The sequence below is a fragment of the Herbiconiux sp. genome (assembly GCF_023264895.1).
Classification (GTDB): domain Bacteria; phylum Actinomycetota; class Actinomycetes; order Actinomycetales; family Microbacteriaceae; genus Herbiconiux.
Genome location: NZ_JAHFUY010000023.1, coordinates 25,921 through 47,088, shown reverse-complemented (window position 1 = coordinate 47,088; position 21,168 = coordinate 25,921). Strand labels below are relative to the sequence as shown.

Below are 21,168 nucleotides of genomic sequence, written 5' to 3'. Positions count from 1 at the left end.
GCATCCACTTGACAGTAGGTGCGCTCAAAAGGCCCGACTTGGCACATCTTGTGTCAAGTCGGGCCTTTTGAGCGCAGGTACTGTCAAGTCGCGGGCGGGGTGGGGTGCCGGGTGGGGCCCGGGGTGCGGGTGGGGCGCGGGGTGCCGGTGGGGCGCGGGGTGCCGGTGGGGCGCGGGGTGCGGATGGGGAGCGGGGTGCGGGTGGGGACTCGGGCGTAGCCGTCTCTTGCCACGAGGCGGAGGGAACCCGCGATCGAGACGACGGCCAGGGCTGCCAGGAGGATGAGGAAGACGGTCATGAGGGCTCCCGGGTCTGGTGGGTGTGATCCCACCGTGGCAACCGGGAACCGTAAGGTCCAGCGCTTAGTTCTTAGCTGAAGGTGAAGCGGCACTTCAATGTTGGTGCTGCGGGGCGCGATCTGCGACAGTGGCGGCATGGCTTCCGTGCAGGCGCTCAGCGAGAACGACCGGCGGATCGTGGCCGCGTGGGCCGCCGACTGCGCTGAGAGGGTGCTGCCCGTGTTCGAGCGGGAGGCTCCGGATGACGCACGGCCTCGGGAGGCGATCGCCCGGGCACGCGCGTTCTCCCGCGGCGAGCTCGACGCGGCCGGCGAGATCCGGCGGCGGTTCGTGGCCAATCGTGCGGCACAGGTGGTCGACAGCCCGGCAGCGAAGGCCGCTGCCTGGGCCGCCGGACAGGCATCCGGAGTCGCCCACATGGGCGCGCACGCCCTGGGTGCCGCGGCCTACGCCGCGAAGGCCGCCGCCCTCGCCGCCGACGGGAACGGACCCGACGAGATCTCGTGGCAGCTCGAGCAGCTGAGCGCGCCCGCGCGCGAGGCACTCCTCCGCCTGCCTGCGGTCGGCACCGACTCCTCAGGGCCGCTCGGAGCGGGCCTCCTGGCCTCGGGTGTTCTCGGCGCGCACATCCGGGCGATCCAAGCCGCTCTCTGAGGCTCGCCTCGGCACGAGGTCAGTCCCCGCCGCCGCCACCTCCGCCGTCGCCGCCACCGGACGAACCGCCACCGTCCGAGGAGCCGCCGCCGTCGAAGCCGCCACTGGACGAACCGCCGCTGTCGAAGCCGCCTCCGTGGGAACCTCCGCCGTCGAAGCCGCCACCGTTCCCGCCGTCGTTGCCGTCGTGGTGATGCCGACCGGTGCTTGCCGAGTCCCCGCTCACGAAGACGGCCGCCGATCCGCCGTCAGCGGCGCCCCGGCCACCAGAACCGCGCCCCCGCATCCCGAGCGCCACCAGGATCACCACGACGACGATCGCCACCACCACGAGCACCGCGATCAGCCACGACTCCACGGTCGACTCCCTCCGGGCACCGGAACACCCCGCGCCTCCCCCTCAGCGAACCGCACTCCGGGCTCCACGACAAGTGTGGAGCAGGACCGAACCGCAGGGCCGGATCGGCTCACGTGATCGCGATCGACAAGTGGGTGATGCGGTCACCGCGTTCTCGTCTCCGAGCGGGTGATGGTGAGGGGATCGGAGGATGCGGAGACCGCGAGGGACGTGGTCCGGCGCGTCCGGCCAGGTGAAGTCCGGTCGCTCGTGCCCCGTCGGACGGCGCCCGTCACCGCCCGACCGCGAGGCGGCGCACCGAGGCTCCGGCGGCGGCGGCGAGCACGGCGAGCACCAGAAGCAGCCAGGTGCCACCCGAGCCCGACCCCGGGCCGCCGGTCGCGGCGAGCGCCGTCGTGCCGTCACCCGCAGGCTGAGCACCGTCGTGAGACACTGCTCCGCCTGAGCTGCCATCCGGAACGCCCGGCACGACCGGCACGACCGGGTCGACCGGCTCGGGGCCCGCAGCCACCACGACCGTCAGTGTCCCCGCCTCGTAGATGGGCCGGTAGTCGATGCTCGAGAACCCCGAGCACGTCACCGCCCCCGGGTGGGCGCCGACCGTCTTCGCCGCCTCGGCGTCGATGGTGCAGGTCGTCGTCAGGCCGAGCGATTCCGGTGTCTCGTCGTCGATGAAGGTCGCGTACTCGGGCGTCACCACGGGCAGCTCCGATCCGACGGTGATCTGCACGTCCGGTGCGATCACCTCGATCTCGACCGGTTCGACCGTGACCCGGGTCACCTGCGAGAAGATGCGCCCCTCCGAGGGCGTGGGCCCCGTGGAGTTGTAGGCGAGCACCTTGTAGTAGACCGAGGGATGCGTCATCGTGCCGTAGATCCTGTGGGTCGGCGCCTGCGCCAGCTCGATGGGGGTGAAGGTCTGCCCGTCGACCGAGGAGTACCACTGGTAGCGCGCGCCCGCGTCGTCGGTGACGCCCGCCGACATCGTGTAGAGCTTCCCCGCCTCAAGACGTACGTCCGGATACTGCGGCCCGGGCTGAGGGGCCACCTTCTGCACGGCGATCACCTGCTGGGCCCGCGGCGCGGGCGGATAGATCCCCCCACCGGCCTGATCGGCGTTGACCGTGCAGGTGCCGGCGAAGGGCGTCGACCGGTCCGACACGAACTGCACGTCGCCCTCCGGTGAGACCGTGCACCACGGCGCGCTCTGCGGGGTGGCGCTGAAGACCACCGGCTGCCCGGAGGCTCCGCCGTCGGCCTGCACCAGGTATCCCTGCTGCCCCACCAGACCGGGCGCGGGCGGATCGGTCGTGAACTCGATCCGCTGGGAGGCCGCCGCGACCGTCAAGGTGCCGCTCCTGTAGGAGATCGTGTAGTTCGGCGAGCTCAGCCCCGAGCACGAGATCGGGTAGCGGCCGGGCGCGACGGTCGTCACGTCGGCGGGATCGGTCACGCAGGTGAGCGTGCCCTGCAGCGAGCCGGGCCCGTCGTTCAGCCGGAACCCGTCCGTGCCGGATCCGGAGCCGTAGCTCACGGTGTAGCCGGGAGCACTCGTCCCGCCTTCCATGGTCTTGTCGTCGGCGATCACGAGGAGCTCGGCCTTGGCCACGGTGAGGCTCACGGTGTCGGAGGCCGTCGAGCCGAAGCGGTTCTCGAAGTGCGCGCGGAACTCGGTGCCCGTGGGTGTGTCGGCCGGCGGCGTGTAGCTCTCGGACGTGGCGCCAGGTATGTCGCTGAACTGCGCGACGGAGTCGGCGGCCCGCTCCCACTGGACGGTCGGCGACGGGATGCTCCAGGCCGATGCTCGAAGCGTCGGCGGCTGCTCACCGTAGACGATCGAGGCCGACTGCGGCTGGGTGCTCACCTGCGGCACCGTGCCCTGGGTCACGGAGAAGGCGATGGTGCCGCTGGAGCTCGGTGTGAAGACCGTCGTGCGGTCCGTCAGCCCGCTGAACCGCGCGTGCACCTCGTAGAGCCCCACGCCGGGGAAGACATGCGAGGCGCGAGCGGCCCCGTCGACCACGGGGGCGGTCTCCAGGACCGTGCCGGACCCGGTGGAGAACGTCACCGTGCCGCCGTTGATCCTGCCGCCGTCCGGCCCCACGACGGTCGCCGCGAGGGCGACGGGGTCGACCGTGTAGATCTCACCGCTGAGGGGGAGGATCGTCGTCGTCGTCGACGCGTCGGTGTAGGCCGTGACGGTCGGCGTCGCCGATCCGGTGCTCGGCTGGAACACCACGTCGGGCGTGTCGATGCCGCTGTAGGAGGCCGTGAGCGCGGTGTCCCCCACGGGCAGTGTGCCGAGCGGGAAGGTCGCCGCCCCGCCCACCACGGGGGCGCTGACGGCAGCGCGGCCCGCCACCCGCAGCTCGACGGTGCCCCCGATCGGCACGGCCCCGCTGAGCGTCGACACCGTGATCGCGGCGGTGTGCTCGTCGGCCGGGTAGCTCGGGGTCGGGGTGACCGTGATGGTGGTGGTGGTCGGGTACATCCACGCGATGCTCGCGTTCACGTCGGAGGAGGGGGCGATCCCGTTCTGCAGGGTGCCCATCGGCTGCGTCGCCGTCGGCGGGGTGGTGGGGATGTAGGGCGGGAGGTAGTTCGAGCCGCCGCCTCCTCCCCCGGAGCCGCCGTCCTGGCCGCCTCCGCCGCCCCCGCCGCCGTAGAACCCGGATCCGGCCTGGCCGCCGTACAGGAACGAGGGGTTGGCGACACCGCCGGCACCGCCGGTGAGGTACGTGCCGCCCTGCCCGGGCTTGCCCGACTCGCCGAGCGCCCGGTGGCCGCCCGCTCCACCTGCGCCACCGTGCGTGCTCGCGCCGGGTGCGCCGCCGGCGCCGTCCTGCCGTTCGTTGTCGCCGGCGTCGTACCCCGGCTGGCCGGCCGCGCCGCCGTTGCCTCCGTTCGTGTGCCCGCCGTAGGCGCCGTCGCCACCGCCACCCCCGCCGCCACCGGCGACCGCCAGGAACGCATTGGTCGGGAAGTCCTCGGCCCGCTTGGTGCCGCCGGGGCAGTACGGGTTCGGGTCGATGTTCGAGACGAAGGATCCCCGGCCGCCCGCACCGTAGCGGTTGGGCCCGTTGCCGGGTGAGGTCATGAGCGTCGAGGCCCCGGCCAGCCACAGCGGCTGACCGGGCACGAGTCGCACGACCGCCTCGACGATGCCCCCGCGGCCGCCGGTGGCGGGGGAGCTCGTGCGGGAGTAGCCGGGGCCGCCGGTCTGGCCCACGACCGTCATTCGCCCGTAGTCGACACCGGCCGGCACCGTCACCTGCGCCGTGGCGCAGAACTCCTGCCCGCTCTCGACGGGCGGGTCATCCTCCGCGGCGGTCGCCGGCGCGGCGGGACTGCTCGCCGCGAACCCCAGCAGCAGTGCGACCGTCGCTCCCACCGCCATCGCGCGTCGGTGCCGGGCGGTGTTCGGGTGGGTGCGGAGCATGGTCTTCAGGGTGTCAGAGACATCACCGCCACCGCTCCCCCCCAACCGAGTCTGCGTCGTCACGCCCGTGGTTGACGCGTCAATGACCGGTACCCTCGTGTGCAGGAGGCCTGATGAGCGAGACGGACGAGGATGCCCCGCAGCGGCGATCGCCGAACGCGGCCGAGCTGGCCGTCTGGCGCACCTACATCGAGACCGCCGAGGAGGTGCGGCGCACCCTCGCGTCGGCGTTCCAGGAGACGTCCGGGATCTCGCCGGGCGACTACTCGGTGATGCTCGCCCTGAGCGAGGCCCCCGAGAAGACCCTCCGCTCCTCCGATCTGGCGGCGGTCGTGGGCTGGGAGCGCAGCCGCCTCTCGCATCACCTCCGGCGCATGGAGGAGCGAGGCCTCGTGCTGCGCGGCCGCGTCGGCGGCGATGCCCGCGGCGCCTCGGTCAGCCTGACGGCGTCGGGCGCCCGCACCTTCCGGAGCTCCTCGGCCGCCCATCTCCGCCTCGTGCGCGAGATCTTCGTCGACGCCTTCACCGCGGAGCAGCTGCAGCATCTCCACGAGCTGACCACGACCCTCCGTTCCCACCTCGACTCCGACGGGGCAGGCTGATGACATGCAGCCGCAGCGCATCGAGTCGTTCTCCCGGTCCGGGCTCACCTTCGACGTGACGGATGCGGGGCCGCTGGACGCACCCACGGTGGTGCTCCTGCACGGCTTCCCCGGCAACCGCCACGGCTTCGACCGCGTCGCGGCGATCCTGCAGGGGGCCGGCCTGAGAACCCTCGCCCCGGATCAGCGCGGCTACTCCGACGGCGCCCGCCCGCGCCGGCGACGCGACTACCGGGCCGGCGAGCTCCAGCGCGACGTGCTCGCGCTGCTCGACGCCGCCGGGGTTGAGCGCGCGCACCTCGTGGGGCACGACTGGGGCGGGGCGATCGCGTGGCTGCTCGCGATGTCGGCGCCCGGCCGCCTGACGGGGCTCACCGTGCTGTCGACGCCGCATCCGGCCGCCCTCGTGCGCTCGCTCGTGAGCTCGGCGCAGCTGCTGCGCTCCTTCTACATGCTGGTGTTCCAGCTGCCCCGGCTGCCCGAGCGGCTCCTCCGCCCGCGGCTCGCTGCCGTGCTGCGGCGGATGGGGCTCGACCCCGACTCGGCGGCCGCCTACGGCGCCTTCATGGCCGAGCCCGGCCGCCTCACCGGCGGGCTGAACTGGTACCGGGGCATCGGCCTGCCCGGCGCGCCGGAGCCGCGGGGCCGGAGCGTGACGGTCCCCACCACCTACCTGTGGGGCAACGGCGACCAGGCCCTCGGCCGTCGCGCGGCGGAGCTCACCGGCTCCTACGTCACAGCCCCCTACCGCTTCGTCGAGCTCGATGAGAACCACTGGCTGCCCGAGAACGCCCCCACCGTCGTGGCCGCCGCCATCCTCCACGACGCAACCGACCCGGGCCGAGTTCAGGGCTCGCCACGCGCATCCGGATGACAGTTGCAGCATGTCAGTGACCGGCCGCACGACGTCGGCTAGTCTGCTGGTGGCGCGCCGGGAAGTCTGGTCGGCGGGTGGCTCGGAGCGAGCCGCTCTTCCTCCTAGCAGAGAGCCGGTCGCGCACATGACATCAGCCCTTCTCGCCGTGGTCTACGGAGATCCGCTTTCCGACGACCTCACCCGCTCGCTCTCCACGGCAGGCCTCGACGTCGTCCATCCCTCCCGGAGCACGGGCATCCCCCGGGTCGCCGACATCGACGCCCTGCTCGTGCGGGTGGAGCCCGAGTCGCTGAACGGCTCCACCGACCCGCGGACGAGCGATGTGATGGCCGACGTCACGCTGCGCGAGCTGGCCAGAAGCCGGAGGAGAGCCCGGCGCGGCCGCACGCAGTCGGCTCGGGTGGACGCCATCATCGTGCCGCCCGATCCGGACCTCGACGGCCTGACCCGCAAGGTGCAGGCCTCGATCGACGGCTCGAGCGAGGGCGTCATCGAGCTCGCGCACTCGAGCGGGTCGGTGTCGGGCCTTCGCGGCACCGGATCCGGCACGGAGGGATGATGACGTTCGCGCGCACGGCCCGCACGCGTCGTGCGCGAGATCCGTTCCGCCTCGCGATCGCCACGAGCCGTGTGGCGAAGATCTCTCCCGCTCTGCTCGCGCTCGCCATCTTCCTGCTCGTGGCCCTGCTGTTCACGGGCCTGCTCACCCTCCCGATCGCCGCGGCCGACGGGCGGGCCACGGTGCTGCACGATGCGATGTTCACGGCCTTCTCCGCCGTGACGGTGACCGGGCTGGTCTCGGTCGACACCGCCGAGCACTGGTCGTTCTTCGGCGAGCTGGTCATCCTCCTCGGCATCCAGATCGGCGGCCTCGGGATCATCACCATCGCCCTCCTGCTCTCGCGGGCGGTGACCCGCAGCTTCGGCGTGCAGGTGCGCATCTTCGCTCAGCAGGGCATCGGCGCGAGCAAGCTCGGCGAGGTGCAGTCGCTGCTCCGGATCGTCATCCTCACGACCCTCGTCCTCGAGGGCGTGCTCGCGCTCGTGCTCATCCCCCGGTTCATCATCGTCGAGGGGTCCTTCCTCCGGGGCACCTGGGACGGCATCTTCTACGCGGTCTCGGCGTTCAACAACGCCGGCTTCGCGCCGAACCCGGGCGGCATCATGGCCTACGACGGCGACCTCTGGATCACGATCCCGGTCATGGTCGGTGTGTTCGTGGGCAGCCTCGGCTTCCCCGTCTTCCTCGTGCTCATGATGTCGCGGCACCACTGGAGGACGTGGTCGCTGCACGCCAAGCTCACCCTCACCACCACCACCGTCTTCCTCGTGCTCGGTGCTCTGACCTGGATGGTGCTCGAGTGGTCGAACACGGACACGATCGGCGGCATGACGGTCGGCGAGAAGATCTACCACGCCCTGTTCGCCTCGACCATGATGCGATCCGGCGGCTTCTCGCTGACCGACTACGGCGAGTCGAGCCCGGTGACCCTGCTCGTGACCGACGCCCTGATGTTCGTGGGCGGCGGATCGGCCTCCACGGCCGGCGGGATCAAGGTCACCACCATCGCGATCCTGTTCCTGGCCATCGTGGCCGAGGCCAAGGGCGACAAGAACGTCATGATCTTCGGTCGCACCATCCCGCAGGGCGCGCTCCGCGTCGCCATCAGCGTGACGTTCCTCGGCGCCACCCTCGTGCTCGTCGCGACCGGGCTCATCATGCTCGTGAGCGACGCCCCCCTCGACCGGATCCTGTTCGAGGTGATCTCGGCGTTCGCCACCTGCGGCCTCAGCGTCGGTCTCACGGAAGAGCTCCATCCCGCGGGGCTCTACGTGCTCACCGCGCTCATGTTCGCGGGACGGATCGGCCCCATCGGCCTCGCCTCGGCTCTCGCGGTGCGTCGCCGCAACCTGCTCTTCCGCTACCCCGACGAGCGGCCCGTCATCGGCTGACCCGGCCGGCCCCTAGGAGCTCTTCGGCGGTCTGTCCGCCGGGGTCTGGTAGATGTCGGGCACGTCGTCGCCGTCGGCGTCGATGTCCTCCGCGTCCGAGATCCGCTTGTAGTGCCGGTTGCGGGCCACCAGGACGACGGAGGCGAACAGCGACGCGGCGAGCGAGGCCGCCATGATGGCGATCTTGGCGTCGTCGCCGTGCGGACTGTCCTCGCCGAAGCTGAGCTCGGCGATGAGCAGCGAGACGGTGAAGCCGATTCCGGCGAGCAGGCCCACGCCGATGAGGTCGATCCACTTCAGCAGGGGGTCGAGCTTCACCCGCGTGAGCCAGGTCAGCAGCCGCACCGAGACCACGATGCCGATCGGCTTTCCGACCACGAGCCCCACGAAGATGCCGATGGTGACGGGATCGGTGAGAGCACGGGTGATCCCCTCGAGGCCGCCGACCGCGACGCCGGCGGCGAAGAACGCGAACACCGGGACGGCGAACCCGGCGGAGAGCGGCCGGAACCGGTGCTCGAACTGCTCGGCGAGGTCGTGCTCCTCTGCGCCGGATCCGGTCGGACGACGAGGTGGCCGCACGGGGATGGTGAAGGCCAGCGCCACACCGGCGATGGTGGCGTGCACGCCCGAGGCGTGCAGGAACGCCCACGCGGCGAAACCGATCGGCAGCAGGATGAGCCACGCGGCCAGCGCATTGTCGTGGAACAGGCTCCGGTAGCGCTGGGCGATGAACCCGTACACCGCGATGATCGCCGCCGAGATGATCAGGGGCACGACCTCGATCGCCGACGTGTAGAAGACGGCGATGATGAGGATCGCGATGAGGTCGTCGACGACGGCGAGGGTGAGGAGGAAGATCCGCAGCGGACTCGGCAGGTGGGAGCCGACGATCGCGAGCACGGCCACCGCGAACGCGATGTCGGTGGCGGTGGGGATCGCCCACCCTGGCCGGAGGCTCGGTTCGGCCCACACGACGGCCGTGTAGATCAGCGCGGGCACCAGGACGCCACCGAAGGCGGCTGTGACGGGCACGATCGCGGTCTGGAATCGGCGGAGGCCCCCTGACACGATCTCGCGCTTGAGCTCGAGGCCGACCAGGAAGAAGAACACGGCGAGCAGGCCATCGGCGGCCCACGCACCCAGCGAGAGGTTCAGGTGCCACGGCTCGTACCCGATCCGGAAGTCGCGGAGCGCGAAGTACGCTTCAGCCGCAGGTGAGTTGGCCCAGATGATGGCGATGGCGGCGGCCACCACGAGAAGGATGCCGCCCACGGCCTCCTTGCGGAGGAGCGCCGTGATGCGGCGGGATTCCCGGTAGCCGGGCCAGGACGGGAAGCGGGCGGGCGTGGTGGAGTTGTTCAAGGAGCTCCTCGGGTCGACAGAACGGATGTCGACCAGACTTCCCGACGCGCCTCGTCGAGTTTACCGCGGCCGAATGGCCACCGCCCGCCTAGGGTCGACTCATGGACCCGCAGCGTTACCCCGTGATCTCCGTCGTGTACTCCAGCACCGCCACCTCGCCGTTCAGCGACGCCGATCTCGCCGCCCTGCTCACCGTGAGCCGCCGCAACAACGCCGGCAACGGGGTCACCGGCATGCTCCTCTACCGCGACGGACGGTTCCTGCAGCTCCTCGAGGGCCCCTTCCGCCCGGTGCACGACCTGATGGAGCGGATCGCCGACGACACGGGCCACCGCGACGTGCGGGTGCTCATCGACGAGATCGTCGACTCCCGCCAGTTCCCGGAGTGGACGATGGGGTTCCAGCCCGTCGCCGTCGCCGAGGAGGCGTCGATCCCCGGTTACCGCAAGACCTTCGACGACCTCGCCGACGACACCGACGACGTGAGTTCCACGACCCCGGCGGTGCGGGCCCTCATCCGCTGGTTCCAGTCGGCCCCGTAGGGCCCGCCCAGGACACGAGCGGTCAGGCCCTCAGGCGGTCAGGGCGATGTACTTCTCCTCGAGGAACTCGAGGATGCCGTCGCTCGAGCCCTCGCGGCCGAGACCACTCTGCTTGACACCGCCGAAAGGTGCCGCCGGATCGCTCACGACCCCGCGGTTGATCGCGATCATCCCCGCTTCGAGCCGGCCCGCCACCGCGATCGCCGCGCGCTCCTCGCCGAAGACGTACGCCATCAGCCCGAACACGGTGTCGTTGGCCATGCGGATGGCCTCGTCGACGTCGTCGTAGACCACCACGGCCGTCACCGGCCCGAAGATCTCGGTGGCGTTGACGGCGGATCCGTGCCGTACGTTCGTGAGGAGCGTCGCGTCGTAGAAGGCGCCCTCCGCCGAGCTCTCACCGCCCGTCACGACGACAGCCCCCTCGGCCACCGCCGACTGCACGAGGGCGGCGACCTTGTCACGCTCCCTCACCGACACGAGGGCCCCCAGCTGGTTCGAGCGATCGAGCCCGGGGCCCACGCGCACCGCCGCGAGCTCCTCCGCCATGCGCGCCACGAAGGCGTCGTGCACCGACGAGTGCACGTAGAAGCGGTTGGCGGCCGTGCACGCCGATCCGCCGTTCCGCATCTTCGCGAGCAGCGACTCGCGCACCGTCAGCTCGAGGTCGGCGCCCGGCAGCACGATGACCGGCGCGTTTCCGCCCAGCTCCATCGAGGTGCTCACCACGGTGTCGGCGGAGGCGTGCAGCAGCTCCCGGCCGACCTCGGTCGATCCCGTGAACGAGAGCTTCCGCACAGCCGGATGCGCGAGCATCTCGGCCACGATCGGCCCGGTCGGCACGGGGGTCACGAGGCCCACGACGCCGCTCGGGAAGCCGACGCGGTGCAGCACGTCGACCACGTACGCGGCGGTGAGTGGGGTCTCCCTGGCCGGCTTCAGGATGACGGTGCAGCCCGCGGCGAGCGCCGGCGCGAGCTTGCGGGTGGCCATCGCGGCCGGGAAGTTCCAGGGCGTGATGAGCAGCGACACCCCGATGGGCTGCCGGTCGACCACGATCCGCTTGTCGCCGCCCGGGGAGAGCCGGTACTCGCCCGGGATGCGGACGGCCTCCTCGGCGAACCAGCGGAAGAACTCCTTGGCGTAGTTCGCCTCCCCGATCGCGTCGGCGTACGACTTGCCGTTCTCCCGGATCATGATCTCGGCGAACAGCTCGACCTCGTCGGTGAGCACCTCGTAGGCCGCACGCAGCAGTTCGCTGCGGTGCCGGGGCGACGTGGCCGCCCAGCTCTCCTGGGCGGCGGCGGCCGACTCCACGGCGTGCAGGCAGTCCTCGCGGCTCGCGATCGCGAAGTCGGCGATGGTGGAGCCGTCGGAGGGATCGATCACGGGGAACGTGCGCCCGTCGGCGCCCGGTCGCCAGGCGCCGTCGAGGAAGAGCTCCGCCCGGAACGGGAGGGTGGTGGTGGCGGTGGTCATGCGGGGGTCCTTCCCGGCCGCGGTCAGCGGCCGCTGCGGCCGGTGGCCGCGATGAGCGTGCGGTCGCCCGCGTGGGCGGCCTCGAGGATGGTGAGGAGGGTCTGCCGGTCGGAGCCGAGCGGCGAGATGTCGACGAGTCTGCGGGCGCGCAGGGCGAGGTCGGCGATGCGCTCGAGCTGATCGTGCTCGACACCGATCTCGGCGAGGCTCTGCGGGATGCCGATGGCCCGGCAGAGCACGGCCACCCGGTCCACGGCATCCTGAGCCGCGACCCACGGATCCGCCTCGACCCCGCCGAGCGCCTCCCCGATGCGGGCGAGCCGCTCGGGGATGACGGGCACGCAGGCCTGCAGCACGTACGGGATCATGAGCCCCGTGCCGAGCCCGTGCGGCGTCTTGGTGATGGCGCCGATGGGGTACTGCAGCGCGTGCGAGAGGTGCGTGCCGGTGGGGCCGAACGACATGCCGGCGAGGAGGCTCCCGTAGGCCACCTCGGCGCGGGCCTCCCGGTCCGAGCCATCGGCCACGGCCCGCGCGAGCGAGGGCGCGATGCGCCGCACGGCCTCGAGGGCGAGCTGGTCGGCGAAGAGGTTCTGCCCCGTGAACACGGGCAGCCTGCCACCCCACTCGAGCGGCAGCTCGGTCGCGGTGAACGACTCGAGGGCGTGCACGAGCGCGTCGATGCCGGCGTAGGCGGTGACCGCGGGCGGCGCTCCGAGCGTGAGCTCCGGATCGACCACCGCGGCCACCGGCACCAGGTGCGGGCTCGAGATGCCGATCTTCATCTCCTGATCCGGATCCGAGATCACGGCCACGGGCGTGACCTCCGATCCGGTTCCGGCCGTGGTGGGCACGGCCACGATGGGGAGCACGGGCCCCGGCACGTTGTTCTCGCCGTAGTAGTCGGCGAGCGCTCCCCCGTGCGTCACGAGCAGCGCGATGAGCTTGGCGGCGTCGAGCGAGCTGCCCCCGCCGTAGGCGAGCACGACGTCGGGCCCGAACGCCCGCGCCGCGTCGCCGCTCGCGGTGAGCGAGCCCACGGGGAGCTCGGGCAGCACGTCGGTGTGGATCTCGACCTCGGCGCCCTGTGCCCGCACGGCGTCGACGAGTGCTGTGAAGTGCGGCGAGCCGGCGAGGAACGGATCGACGACGGCGAAGACCCTCGAACCGTGCTCGGCGAGCAGCGGCGGGATCTGCGATCGCACGCCGTAGCCCACATGGATGCGCGTCGGCAGGCGCAGCGTTCCGGTGCCTGCCGCGGCCGCTGCACGACCGTCACGGAGCACGGTGGAGGCGGGTGCCCGGCCCGCCCTAGGCACTGAAGCCTCCGTCGACGGGCAGCACGACGCCGCTGATGTGGCTCGCGAGGTCGCTCAGCAGCCAGGCGGCCGCCTCCCCCACCTCGGTGCCCGTGCCCACCTTGCGGAGCGGGGTCGCCGCGATCCGCGCCTCCACCCCGCCCGGGATCGCCCGGCGGGTCTGCTCCAGCATGGGGGTCTCGGTGGGCCCGGGGGCGATGACGTTCACCCGGATGCCGGCCGGCCCGTTGTCGTGCGCCGCCGTGCGGGTGAGCCCGATGACCGCGTGCTTGGTGGCCTGATAGGCGCCCATGCCCGAGCTGCCGCGGAGCCCGCCGATGCTGCTGACGTTCACGATCGACCCGGAGCCGGCCGCGCGCATCACGCGGAGCTCTTCGCGCAGGCACAGCCACACGCCCTTCACGTTGACCGAGAGGATGCGGTCGAAGTCCTCCTCCGACACCTCGTCGAGGCGGCCGCCCTGGGTGAGGCCCGCGTTGTTGAAGGCGCCGTCGAGGCGGCCGAAGCGCTCGATCGTGGAGTCCACGATCCGCGCCACATCGGCTCCCCGGCTGATGTCGCCCACGGCGTGGTGGGCGGAGAAGCCCTCCTCGGTGAGCGCATCCGCCACCGCTCGGAGCGGCCCCTCCGTGCGCGCCACGAGCATGACGGATGCGCCGTGCCCGGCGAAGACCCGGGCGGCGTCGGCGCCGATCCCGGCGCTCGCGCCCATCACGAGAACGACCTTGCCGTGGAGCATTCCCTCGTGCGGTGTGCCTGTCATGGCGTGTCCTTCCGTGGTTCGTCGTCGTGCACGGTGCGACCCGCGGAGACCGCGGCGGCTGCGGCGGCTCCGAGCAGACTCGCGTCGTTGCTCATCAAGGTGAAACGGTATCCGGCCTCCGCCGAGGCCCGCGCGGCTGCGGCGGTGGCTCCCCCGGCGTTGCCGATGGGGACCCCTGCGGCCAGGCTGTCGCGCACGGCGGCGGCGATGAGGGCGACGATCTCGGGGTCGGACTCCGACCGCCCCTCGCTCGTCGAGAGGTCGGCTGCCCCGATGAGCAGGGCGTCGACGCCCTCGACCGCGGCGATCTCCCCGGCCGAGCGCGCGGCCGTGGCGCTCTCGATCTGCGCGATGAGCACCACCTCCTCCTGGCCGAAGCGCAGGTACTCCTCGCGCGGCAGTGCACCCCAGGCCCCCGCTCGGCTCGTGCTCCCCACACCGCGCGTTCCGCGAGGGGGGAAGCGCACGGCCGCCGCGGCGGCCCGTGCCTGGGCGACGGTGTCGACGTGCGGCAGCATGATGCCCTCCGCCCCGGCGTCGAGCACGCGCTGCACGACCCCGCCGTCGAGCGCCGGGATGCGCACGATGGGCGAGACGCCCGCCAGCAGTGCGACCCCGATCTGCTGCGCGGCCGACTCGATGCTCAGCGCCGAGTGCTCAAGGTCGATCACCACGAAGTCGAAGCCGGCGAGCGCCATCAGCTCGACGCTCTCGAGGGCGGGCAGCTTCACCCAGGTGCCGAGCGCCGGGCCTCCCGGCCGGTCGAGTGCGGCCTTGAACAGGCTCGTTCGCGTCGCCATCACGGCGCCGGGTAGTCGTCGGCGTTCAGCACCCAGCCCGAGGCCGAGAAGTCCGCACGCGGGGGCGAGAAGATGTCGAGCAGCTGCTGGTGCACGCCGACCCCCTGGGTGGTGTGCACCGTGGGCGGCGGGATGATGCAGATCGACGGCGTGCCGATCTCGCGGTGCTCGTCCTCCCGCCACGCGGCGGAATCCGGGCCCCAGGGGTAGCGGATGTGGTGCACGAACGTGCCCTTCACCCCGAACGAGATCTGCTCGAAGTCGTCGTGGAAGTGCGGCGACAGCCGGTGCTCGTCGCGCGGCGCCGGCTCCTCGGCCAGGAAGTTGACCATGAGGTTCGTGGTGCGGAAGATGCGGCCGAAGCGGCCCTCGGCGATCGGGGTGTCGGCGAGGCGGTAGACCCGCAGTGCGAAACCCCCGACGGGGTCGGGCCAGGGCTCGAGCGGCGCGGCGCGGAGGTCGGGCTCGTCGTAGGCCGCGGCGTTCAGCGCCGAGGCCGCGAGCTCCTCGTCGAGGGTGGAGAACAGCCGGATGACGGGGCCGTCGGCCAGCACCTCGACGGAGCTGTCGCCCGGCGGCACCACCACGAAGGCCTCCTCGGCCACCTCGGCTGTGCCACTGCCGGCCGTGGCGCCCTCGGCGGTGATGCGGAGGGGCGCGCTCTCCGAGTAGAGCAGCACCGCGTACTCGTCGGGCTGCCCGGTGCGGGTGAGGACGTCGCCGGCCCGCGCCTCGGAGTACACGACGACGAGGTTGGCGGCGCGGGCGATCCAGGTGCGGCCACCCGAGGCGCTTACCTCGCTGGGCGCGAGGTCGTGGAACGCGAGCCACTGCGAGGGCTTCACGGGGGTCGAGGGGTCGACGTCCCTGGGGGGCGCCTGCGGTGCCGCGGCGAGCGTCGATCGGATGTCGTCCTTGGCGTACATGGTCATGTCGTCGCGCTTCCTGCCTTCTGGAGTGTGACCCCGCCGGAGCCCTTGAGGGCGAGCATGCGCCGGGCGTCGGCGGGGGTGGCGATGGGGCGACCGAGATCCTCCACGACGGCCCTGATCTTGCGCACCTGCTGCGCGTTGCTCGTGGCGAGCTCGCCCTTGCCGATCCACAGGCTGTCCTCGAGCCCCACCCGCACGTGGCCGCCGAGCCACGCGCTGTGCGTGCCGAACTGCATCTGGCCGCGGCCGGCGGCGAAGGCCGAGAAGTAGTAGTCGTCGCCGAAGAGCTTGTCGGCGATCGCCACCATGTGGGTGAGGTTCTCGTGGTGCGCCCCGATGCCGCCGAGGATGCCGAAGACGCCCTGGATGAGGAAGGGCGGCTTCACGAGGCCCCGCTCCACGAAGTAGGCGAGCGTGTAGAGGTGCCCGATGTCGTAGCACTCGAACTCGAAGCGGGTGCCGAGGCCCTCGCCGAGCTCGCGGAGGGTGTGCTCGATGCGGTCGAACGAGTTGATGAACGGATGGGAGTAGGTGTTCCGCACGTACTGCTCCTCCCAGCCGTGCTTCCACTCCGTGACCTTGTCGGCGATGCCGGAGTAGACGAAGTTCATCGAGCCCATGTTGAGCGAGGCGAGCTCCGGCGCGAACCGCAGGGCGCCGGCGAGACGCTGCTCCATCGTCATGGCCGACGATCCGCCCGTGGTGATGTTGATCACCACGTCGGTCTGCTCGAGGATGCGCGGCACGATCTGCTCGTAGAGCTCGGCCTCCCACGCCGGCCGGCCGTCGGGATGCCTGGCGTGCAGGTGGATGACGGCCGAACCCGCCTCCACCGCCTCGAGCGCCGACTGCACGACCTGATCGGCGCTCAGCGGGAGGTGCTCGCTCTGCGAGGGCACGTTGACCGATCCGGTGACGGCCGTGCTGATGATGACCTGTTCGGCGCGCTGCATCAGTTGGTCTCCTCGAGGCCGAGCAGGTAGGCGGTGTTGCGGCAGATCATCTGGCGGACGTCCTTCTCCTTCACGCCGTGGTCGAGAAGCTGCTGGATGACGTAGATGTAGCCGTCGACGGGCAGCGGGTTGGTCTTCTGGCCGAGGTCGGAGTCGATCACGGTGCGCTCGGGGCCCACCTTCTCGATCCAGTCGACCAGCTGCGAGATGGGGAATCCGGGAGCGGGCACGTCGGGGTGGTACATCGACATCTCGTGCTCCACGAAGGCGCCGTAGCCGAGCATCGCCTCCACGTCGCCCTCCGAGGCGTTCACGATGAAGTCGGGGTGGTGCAGCAGCAGCCGGCGCACTCCGTTCTCCTGCGCGGTGGCGAAGAGCGCCTTCATCGACTCGGCGTCGAGGTGGCCGCCCGAGAGCATGATGCCGGCCTCCGCCACGAGCTGGGTCACCCTCACGGTCTCCGCCGAGATGGTCCCGTCGGCGGCCCACACCGACTCCTCCTTCTCCTCGAGGTTCGAGCCGGCGGTGGGGAAGCCGTCGTCGTGGCTGTGCGCACGGATGTGCTGACCGGCCGAGACGGTGGGCCCCCAGACGGCACGGCCGCCCATCTGGATGGCGACGGCGACGGCCGAGGGGTTGATGCCACCGACCTCGGAGTTGAGCGCCACTCCCCCGTAGACGGGAGTCGGCGCATCCTTCAGCTGGTCCTGCATCGCGAGCAGGTCCATCACGGTGTTGTGGTGGTGCGACTTGATCAGCAGGGCGCGGAGCCCGATCCGCGCGGCGTCGTAGGAGGCCTCGACGTGGTTGAGCCGGCGCGGGAACGGGCTGGGGCCGGAGTGCACGTGCAGATCGACGGCGCCGTGCAGCACCTTCAGCAGTGCAGGAGAGGGGGCGGGCGTGGGGACGGGTGCGTCGGGGGTGACGGTCATCCGAGAACCTCCTTGTGTTCGGATTGCGAGCTTTTGGTTCAGAATACGGACGGATGCCGCATCTGTCTACTTGGAAGCCTGCGATTCAGGCTCATGGCAGAGCGGGAGATGTGTTCAAGATACGAAATCTGGGATTGCATTATGAACAATTGCTTGCTTTACTGATCGACGTACCCGACCAGACCCTCGATGAGGAGGTGAGCCATGACCGATCCCGCACCCGAGGCGAACGCACCGGAGACCGTCGTGCCGATCGCCGACACCGACCGCGGTTCCATCCAGTCGATCGAACGGGCGGCCATGGTGCTCGCCCTGTTCGACCAGAACACCCGCACGCTCTCGCCGACCCTCGTCTCCGAGCGGCTCGGCCTCAACCGCAGCACGGCCCACCGCTACCTGCTGTCGCTGCAGTCGTCGGGCTTCCTCAACGCCTCCAACGGCCCCGGCCCTCTCGTCGACCAGCTCTCGGGTCTCGTCTCGAGCCGCCAGCAGATCCTCGCCCTGGCCCCCACGATGCTCCGCCGGCTGTCGGATCGCACGGGCCTCACCGCCGTGCTGAGCTTCCTCGGCCGCTCCGGCGCCGTCGTGGGCCACGTGGAGGAGGCGAACGCCGGCACGATCGTGCTCACCGTGCGCGTCGGCACCGTGCTCGAGGTGAAGGCCGCCCAGTCCCGAGTGCTCCTCGCCTTCCAGTCCGACCCCGCCGTGGTCGCCCGGCTGCACGCGGGACTCGGGCCCGAGGAGGCCAGGCGGGAGAACGCCGAGCTGGCCCTGGCCAGGCGCGACCGCATCGCCTGGGCCGATCTCGGCCGGGTGGGCCTCGCCTCGGTGGCCGCTCCCGTGTTCGGCAGCCACGAGATCCAGGCCGCCATGGCCGTGCTCGGGACCACGACGATGCTTCCCTCCTCCGCCGAGTCGGAGGACAGAGTGATAATGCTGAGAGAGTCTGCCGAGCAGCTCAGCGCAATGGTGAACGGATAGCGATGACCACGACCACACGACAGCGCCGCGCCCCGCGCCCCAGCTGGCTGCTGCTGATACCGGCACTCGGACTGCTCGCCGCGGTGCTCCTCGTGCCCCTCGGGCAGAGCCTGCTCACGAGCGTCGGAGCCCCGGGCTTCACCCTCGAGCACTACGCGTCGCTCTTCACCGACGGTGTCACCCTCACGGTGCTCGGCCGCACGGTCGCGACGGCGGCGATCGTCACCGCGGTCGCGTTCCTCCTCGGCTACCCCTACGCCTACCTCATGACCCGGGTGGGGCCGCGCCTTCGCGGTGTGCTGCTCGTGATCGTGCTCATCCCGTTCTGGACCTCGGTGATGGCGCGCAACTACGCCTGGATCGTGCTCCTGCAGCGCGGCGGCCCCGTGCAGAGCGTCTTCGAGTTCTTCGGAGCCGACGACATCGCCTTCCAGGGCAGCGTGGTGGGCGTGACCGTGGCGATGAGCCAGGTGCTGCTCCCGTTCATGGTGCTGCCGCTGTTCAGCTCCCTCGGCGGCATCGACCGGCGGCTGCTGCTGGCCGCCCGCGGGCTCGGCTCCTCGCCGCTCGTGGCGTTCTGGAAGATCTACTGGCCGCTCTCCCGCGGCGGCGTGGTCTCCGGCCTCATCCTCGTCTTCACGCTCAGCCTCGGCTTCTACGTGACGCCCGCACTGCTCGGCTCGCCCCAGCAGTCGCTCATCGCGCAGCTGCTCGCCCAGCGCACCACGCAGCTGCTCGACTTCGCCGGCGCAGGCGCCCTCGGCATCCTCGTGCTCGTCATCACGCTCACGCTCGTGGCCTGGGCCAACCGCTTCGGCGGCACCATCTCGGCCATCGGCGCCGCCGCCACCACCGATCGGAAGGAGCAGCGATGACCGCGCTCGACGAGCACGAGACCGCGAACCCGGCCACTCCGGCCCCGGCCCCGCGTCGGCCGAGCCGTCGCGACCGCGGGATCGATCCCATCCCCTGGTGGCTGATCGTCATCGGCGCCGTGGTGGCCCTCTACTTCATCCTCCCCACGCTCATCGTCATCCCGCTGAGCTTCAGCTCGGCCTCGGCGTTCCAGTTCCCGCCGCAGGACTTCTCGCTGCGCTGGTACGAGAACTTCTTCACCGACCCCATCTGGCTCTCGTCGCTCGGCAACTCGTTCCTCGTGGCGACGCTCGCGGCGATCATCGCGACGGTCGTGGGCACCGCGGCGGCCGTGGGGCTCGACCGCCTCACCGGGCGGCTCGCGGCGTTCGCGCGCACCCTGCTCATGATCTCACTCGTGACCCCCGCCATCGTGGTCGCCGTCGCCGTCTACATCGCGTTCCTGCAGTGGCACCTCACCGGCAGCGTCTTCGGCTACGTCATCGCGCACGCCGCGCTCGGCGTGCCGTTCGTGCTGGTCTCGGTCACCGCCGCGCTCGGCGGGTTCGACCCCAAGCTCCTGCGCGCCTCGGCCTCGCTCGGTGCGTCGCCGATTCGCTCCTTCATCACGGTCACCATGCCGCTGATCAGCCGCGGCGTGCTCACGGGCGCCATCTTCGCCTTCGTCACCTCGTTCGACGAGGTCGTCATCGCCCTGTTCCTCCGCTCGCCCACGTTCCAGACACTTCCGGTGCAGATGTACAACAGCGTGACGTTCGAGCTCGACCCCACCATCTCCGCGTCGTCGAGTCTCGTCGTCGTCGCGGTGACCATCATCTTCCTGGTGCCGCTGCTGATCGGCAGCCGTCGCACGAAGAAGCGTTAGGAGATCGCCTTGACCATTTCGAGCACCTCACGCGCCGGGACTCCCACGTCCTCGGCCTCTGCGGCCTCCGCGGCCTCCGCGGCGAAGCAGGGCACGCAGATCCGCCTCGAGGGCGTGACCAAGGACTACGGGCTCGCCGCGCCCGCGGTCGACGACATCTCACTCACCATCGAGCCCGGCGAGTTCATGACCCTCCTCGGCCCGAGCGGATCGGGCAAGACCACCACCCTCAATCTCATCGCGGGCTTCGAGACCCTCACCTCGGGCACCATCGCGCTGAACGGCTCCGACGTGGGCTCGCTGCCGCCGCACAAGCGCAACCTCGGCATGCTCTTCCAGAACTACGCCCTGTTCCCGCACATGACGGTGGCCCAGAACGTGGCCTACCCGCTCAAGGAGCGCAAGGTCCCGAAGGCCGAGATCGCCCGCCGGGTCTCGGAGGTGCTCGACCTGGTGCAGCTGCCGGACCGCGACGGCAACTACCCCTCCCAGCTCTCCGGCGGTCAGCAGCAGCGCGTGGCCCTGGCCAGGGCGATCGTGTTCAACCCCGCCGCCCTGTTGCTCGACGAGCCGCTCGGCGCTCTCGACCGCAACCTCCGCGCGGCGCTGCAGACGGAGATCCGGCGCATCCACCGGGAGGTCGGATCCACCTTCGTGTTCGTCACCCACGATCAGGAGGAGGCGATGAACCTCTCCGACCGGATCGCCCTGTTCAACAGCGGGCACATCGAGCAGGTCGGTTCGCCCGAGCAGCTCTACCGGGAGCCCGACACGCTCTTCACCGCCCGCTTCCTCGGCGACTCCAACGTCTTCGACCTCGACGGAGCCGCCTCGGCGACGTCGGCCGGCTGGGACGGCCGCACCTGGTCGATCGTCCCGGGCACCGTCTCGAGCCACCCCGGCGCGGCGAACCGCGCGGCCGTGGTGGTGCGGCCCGAAGACGTGCGGGTGGCCCACGATCCGGCCGACGTGCCCTCCGGCAGCAACTCCGTCGGCGCGGTCGTGCGCGACCTCGAGTACATGGGGTCGTACCGCACGGCCCTGCTCGACCTCGGCCGCGTGCGCCAGCTCGGTCGTGCCCGCGTCGACGCCCTCGACTCCACCTTCACCGTCGGCGACCAGGTCACCGCCTGGTGGAAGCCGGAACGCCAGCGGATCGTCGCGGCCTGACCGCGCCG

The 21,168-nt window shown here is 71.2% G+C and carries 21 protein-coding genes; 10 read left to right on the top strand and 11 right to left on the bottom strand.

Annotated features, from left to right (window positions below; translation table 11 throughout):
• Positions 1–83: 83 nt before the first annotated feature.
• A complete protein-coding gene (locus Q0D57_RS04775) occupies positions 84–299 on the bottom strand; it encodes a hypothetical protein (RefSeq protein ID WP_291039046.1) in 216 nt (71 codons plus the stop codon).
• A gap of 136 nt (positions 300–435) precedes the next feature.
• Here Q0D57_RS04775 and Q0D57_RS04770 point away from each other — a divergent pair, with 136 nt between their 5' ends.
• On the top strand, positions 436–954 hold the full coding sequence (locus Q0D57_RS04770; protein WP_291039043.1) for a putative immunity protein: 519 nt from the start codon (positions 436–438) through the stop codon (positions 952–954).
• A gap of 19 nt (positions 955–973) precedes the next feature.
• Here the strand turns inward: Q0D57_RS04770 and Q0D57_RS04765 are convergent, their stop codons facing one another.
• Positions 974–1,312: a hypothetical protein gene (locus tag Q0D57_RS04765; protein WP_291039040.1), complete on the bottom strand. Its 339-nt coding sequence runs from the start codon at positions 1,310–1,312 to the stop codon at positions 974–976.
• 271 nt (positions 1,313–1,583) lie between these two features.
• Positions 1,584–4,751: an MBG domain-containing protein gene (locus Q0D57_RS04760; protein WP_291039037.1), complete on the bottom strand. Its 3,168-nt coding sequence runs from the start codon at positions 4,749–4,751 to the stop codon at positions 1,584–1,586.
• Between the two features lie 113 nt (positions 4,752–4,864).
• Here Q0D57_RS04760 and Q0D57_RS04755 point away from each other — a divergent pair, with 113 nt between their 5' ends.
• The 4 genes from Q0D57_RS04755 to Q0D57_RS04740 all read left to right on the top strand — a co-directional run bounded on the left by Q0D57_RS04755 (position 4,865) and on the right by Q0D57_RS04740 (position 8,183).
• Positions 4,865–5,353, top strand: coding sequence for a MarR family winged helix-turn-helix transcriptional regulator (locus Q0D57_RS04755; RefSeq protein WP_291039034.1), 489 nt, complete (start codon positions 4,865–4,867; stop codon positions 5,351–5,353).
• A 4-nt stretch (positions 5,354–5,357) separates the two neighbouring features.
• Positions 5,358–6,227, top strand: a complete 870-nt coding sequence (locus Q0D57_RS04750; protein ID WP_291039031.1) for an alpha/beta fold hydrolase — start codon at positions 5,358–5,360, stop codon at positions 6,225–6,227.
• Positions 6,228–6,354: 127 nt separating this feature from the next.
• The gene (locus Q0D57_RS04745) at positions 6,355–6,789 is read left to right on the top strand and encodes a hypothetical protein (RefSeq protein ID WP_291039028.1); all 435 of its coding nucleotides are present in this window, start codon (positions 6,355–6,357) and stop codon (positions 6,787–6,789) included.
• Positions 6,789–8,183: a potassium transporter TrkG gene (locus tag Q0D57_RS04740; protein ID WP_291039025.1), complete on the top strand. Its 1,395-nt coding sequence runs from the start codon at positions 6,789–6,791 to the stop codon at positions 8,181–8,183. Before Q0D57_RS04745 ends, Q0D57_RS04740 begins: the two co-directional genes overlap by 1 nt.
• 12 nt (positions 8,184–8,195) lie before the next feature.
• Here Q0D57_RS04740 and nhaA read toward each other — a convergent pair whose 3' ends face one another.
• Positions 8,196–9,548, bottom strand: coding sequence for a Na+/H+ antiporter NhaA (nhaA, locus tag Q0D57_RS04735; RefSeq protein WP_291039021.1), 1,353 nt, complete (start codon positions 9,546–9,548; stop codon positions 8,196–8,198).
• A 101-nt stretch (positions 9,549–9,649) separates the two neighbouring features.
• On the opposite strand from nhaA, the gene Q0D57_RS04730 reads away from it, so the two are divergent.
• Positions 9,650–10,090, top strand: coding sequence for a BLUF domain-containing protein (locus Q0D57_RS04730; protein WP_291039017.1), 441 nt, complete (start codon positions 9,650–9,652; stop codon positions 10,088–10,090).
• 30 nt (positions 10,091–10,120) lie between these two features.
• On the opposite strand, the gene Q0D57_RS04725 is transcribed toward Q0D57_RS04730, so the two are convergent.
• Genes Q0D57_RS04725 through Q0D57_RS04695 form a run of 7 tightly spaced genes read right to left on the bottom strand, consistent with a single transcriptional unit; the run spans position 10,121 to position 17,268 of the window.
• Complete coding sequence (locus Q0D57_RS04725) at positions 10,121–11,569, bottom strand: NAD-dependent succinate-semialdehyde dehydrogenase (RefSeq protein WP_291039016.1); 1,449 nt, start codon at positions 11,567–11,569, stop codon at positions 10,121–10,123.
• Between the two features lie 23 nt (positions 11,570–11,592).
• Positions 11,593–12,888, bottom strand: coding sequence for an iron-containing alcohol dehydrogenase (locus Q0D57_RS04720; protein ID WP_291039013.1), 1,296 nt, complete (start codon positions 12,886–12,888; stop codon positions 11,593–11,595).
• Positions 12,881–13,651: an SDR family NAD(P)-dependent oxidoreductase gene (locus Q0D57_RS04715; protein WP_291039010.1), complete on the bottom strand. Its 771-nt coding sequence runs from the start codon at positions 13,649–13,651 to the stop codon at positions 12,881–12,883. Before Q0D57_RS04715 ends, Q0D57_RS04720 begins: the two co-directional genes overlap by 8 nt.
• Positions 13,648–14,451: an aldolase/citrate lyase family protein gene (locus Q0D57_RS04710; protein ID WP_291039007.1), complete on the bottom strand. Its 804-nt coding sequence runs from the start codon at positions 14,449–14,451 to the stop codon at positions 13,648–13,650. The genes Q0D57_RS04715 and Q0D57_RS04710 overlap by 4 nt, the downstream gene beginning before the upstream one ends.
• On the bottom strand, positions 14,451–15,383 hold the full coding sequence (locus tag Q0D57_RS04705) for a hypothetical protein (RefSeq protein ID WP_291039004.1): 933 nt from the start codon (positions 15,381–15,383) through the stop codon (positions 14,451–14,453). The genes Q0D57_RS04710 and Q0D57_RS04705 overlap by 1 nt, the downstream gene beginning before the upstream one ends.
• Complete coding sequence (locus Q0D57_RS04700; RefSeq protein WP_291039001.1) at positions 15,380–16,336, bottom strand: 3-keto-5-aminohexanoate cleavage protein; 957 nt, start codon at positions 16,334–16,336, stop codon at positions 15,380–15,382. Before Q0D57_RS04700 ends, Q0D57_RS04705 begins: the two co-directional genes overlap by 4 nt.
• Positions 16,336–17,268, bottom strand: coding sequence for a DUF6282 family protein (locus Q0D57_RS04695; protein ID WP_291038998.1), 933 nt, complete (start codon positions 17,266–17,268; stop codon positions 16,336–16,338). Before Q0D57_RS04695 ends, Q0D57_RS04700 begins: the two co-directional genes overlap by 1 nt.
• Positions 17,269–17,472: 204 nt before the next feature.
• Here Q0D57_RS04695 and Q0D57_RS04690 point away from each other — a divergent pair, with 204 nt between their 5' ends.
• Genes Q0D57_RS04690 through Q0D57_RS04675 form a run of 4 tightly spaced genes read left to right on the top strand, consistent with a single transcriptional unit; the run spans position 17,473 to position 21,160 of the window.
• The gene (locus tag Q0D57_RS04690) at positions 17,473–18,249 is read left to right on the top strand and encodes a helix-turn-helix domain-containing protein (protein ID WP_291038995.1); all 777 of its coding nucleotides are present in this window, start codon (positions 17,473–17,475) and stop codon (positions 18,247–18,249) included.
• 2 nt (positions 18,250–18,251) lie between these two features.
• Complete coding sequence (locus tag Q0D57_RS04685; RefSeq protein ID WP_291038992.1) at positions 18,252–19,124, top strand: ABC transporter permease; 873 nt, start codon at positions 18,252–18,254, stop codon at positions 19,122–19,124.
• Positions 19,121–19,990 (top strand): ABC transporter permease, encoded by an 870-nt coding sequence (locus Q0D57_RS04680; protein ID WP_291038989.1) that lies wholly within the window; start codon positions 19,121–19,123, stop codon positions 19,988–19,990. The genes Q0D57_RS04685 and Q0D57_RS04680 overlap by 4 nt, the downstream gene beginning before the upstream one ends.
• Before the next feature lie 9 nt (positions 19,991–19,999).
• Positions 20,000–21,160: an ABC transporter ATP-binding protein gene (locus Q0D57_RS04675; RefSeq protein ID WP_291038986.1), complete on the top strand. Its 1,161-nt coding sequence runs from the start codon at positions 20,000–20,002 to the stop codon at positions 21,158–21,160.
• Positions 21,161–21,168 lie beyond the last annotated feature (8 nt).

Coding starts and splice junctions, on each gene's coding strand:
- Q0D57_RS04700 (WP_291039001.1), bottom strand. CDS start 16,336: ATGCAGCGCGCCGAACAGGTCATCATCAGCACGGCCGTCACCGGATCG.
- Q0D57_RS04760 (WP_291039037.1), bottom strand. CDS start 4,751: ATGCTCCGCACCCACCCGAACACCGCCCGGCACCGACGCGCGATGGCG.
- Q0D57_RS04745 (WP_291039028.1), top strand. CDS start 6,355: ATGACATCAGCCCTTCTCGCCGTGGTCTACGGAGATCCGCTTTCCGAC.
- Q0D57_RS04715 (WP_291039010.1), bottom strand. CDS start 13,651: ATGACAGGCACACCGCACGAGGGAATGCTCCACGGCAAGGTCGTTCTC.
- Q0D57_RS04775 (WP_291039046.1), bottom strand. CDS start 299: ATGACCGTCTTCCTCATCCTCCTGGCAGCCCTGGCCGTCGTCTCGATC.
- Q0D57_RS04705 (WP_291039004.1), bottom strand. CDS start 15,383: ATGACCATGTACGCCAAGGACGACATCCGATCGACGCTCGCCGCGGCA.
- Q0D57_RS04730 (WP_291039017.1), top strand. CDS start 9,650: ATGGACCCGCAGCGTTACCCCGTGATCTCCGTCGTGTACTCCAGCACC.
- Q0D57_RS04695 (WP_291038998.1), bottom strand. CDS start 17,268: ATGACCGTCACCCCCGACGCACCCGTCCCCACGCCCGCCCCCTCTCCT.
- Q0D57_RS04690 (WP_291038995.1), top strand. CDS start 17,473: ATGACCGATCCCGCACCCGAGGCGAACGCACCGGAGACCGTCGTGCCG.
- Q0D57_RS04710 (WP_291039007.1), bottom strand. CDS start 14,451: ATGGCGACGCGAACGAGCCTGTTCAAGGCCGCACTCGACCGGCCGGGA.
- Q0D57_RS04725 (WP_291039016.1), bottom strand. CDS start 11,569: ATGACCACCGCCACCACCACCCTCCCGTTCCGGGCGGAGCTCTTCCTC.
- Q0D57_RS04770 (WP_291039043.1), top strand. CDS start 436: ATGGCTTCCGTGCAGGCGCTCAGCGAGAACGACCGGCGGATCGTGGCC.
- Q0D57_RS04750 (WP_291039031.1), top strand. CDS start 5,358: ATGCAGCCGCAGCGCATCGAGTCGTTCTCCCGGTCCGGGCTCACCTTC.
- Q0D57_RS04740 (WP_291039025.1), top strand. CDS start 6,789: ATGACGTTCGCGCGCACGGCCCGCACGCGTCGTGCGCGAGATCCGTTC.
- Q0D57_RS04685 (WP_291038992.1), top strand. CDS start 18,252: ATGACCACGACCACACGACAGCGCCGCGCCCCGCGCCCCAGCTGGCTG.
- Q0D57_RS04680 (WP_291038989.1), top strand. CDS start 19,121: ATGACCGCGCTCGACGAGCACGAGACCGCGAACCCGGCCACTCCGGCC.
- Q0D57_RS04755 (WP_291039034.1), top strand. CDS start 4,865: ATGAGCGAGACGGACGAGGATGCCCCGCAGCGGCGATCGCCGAACGCG.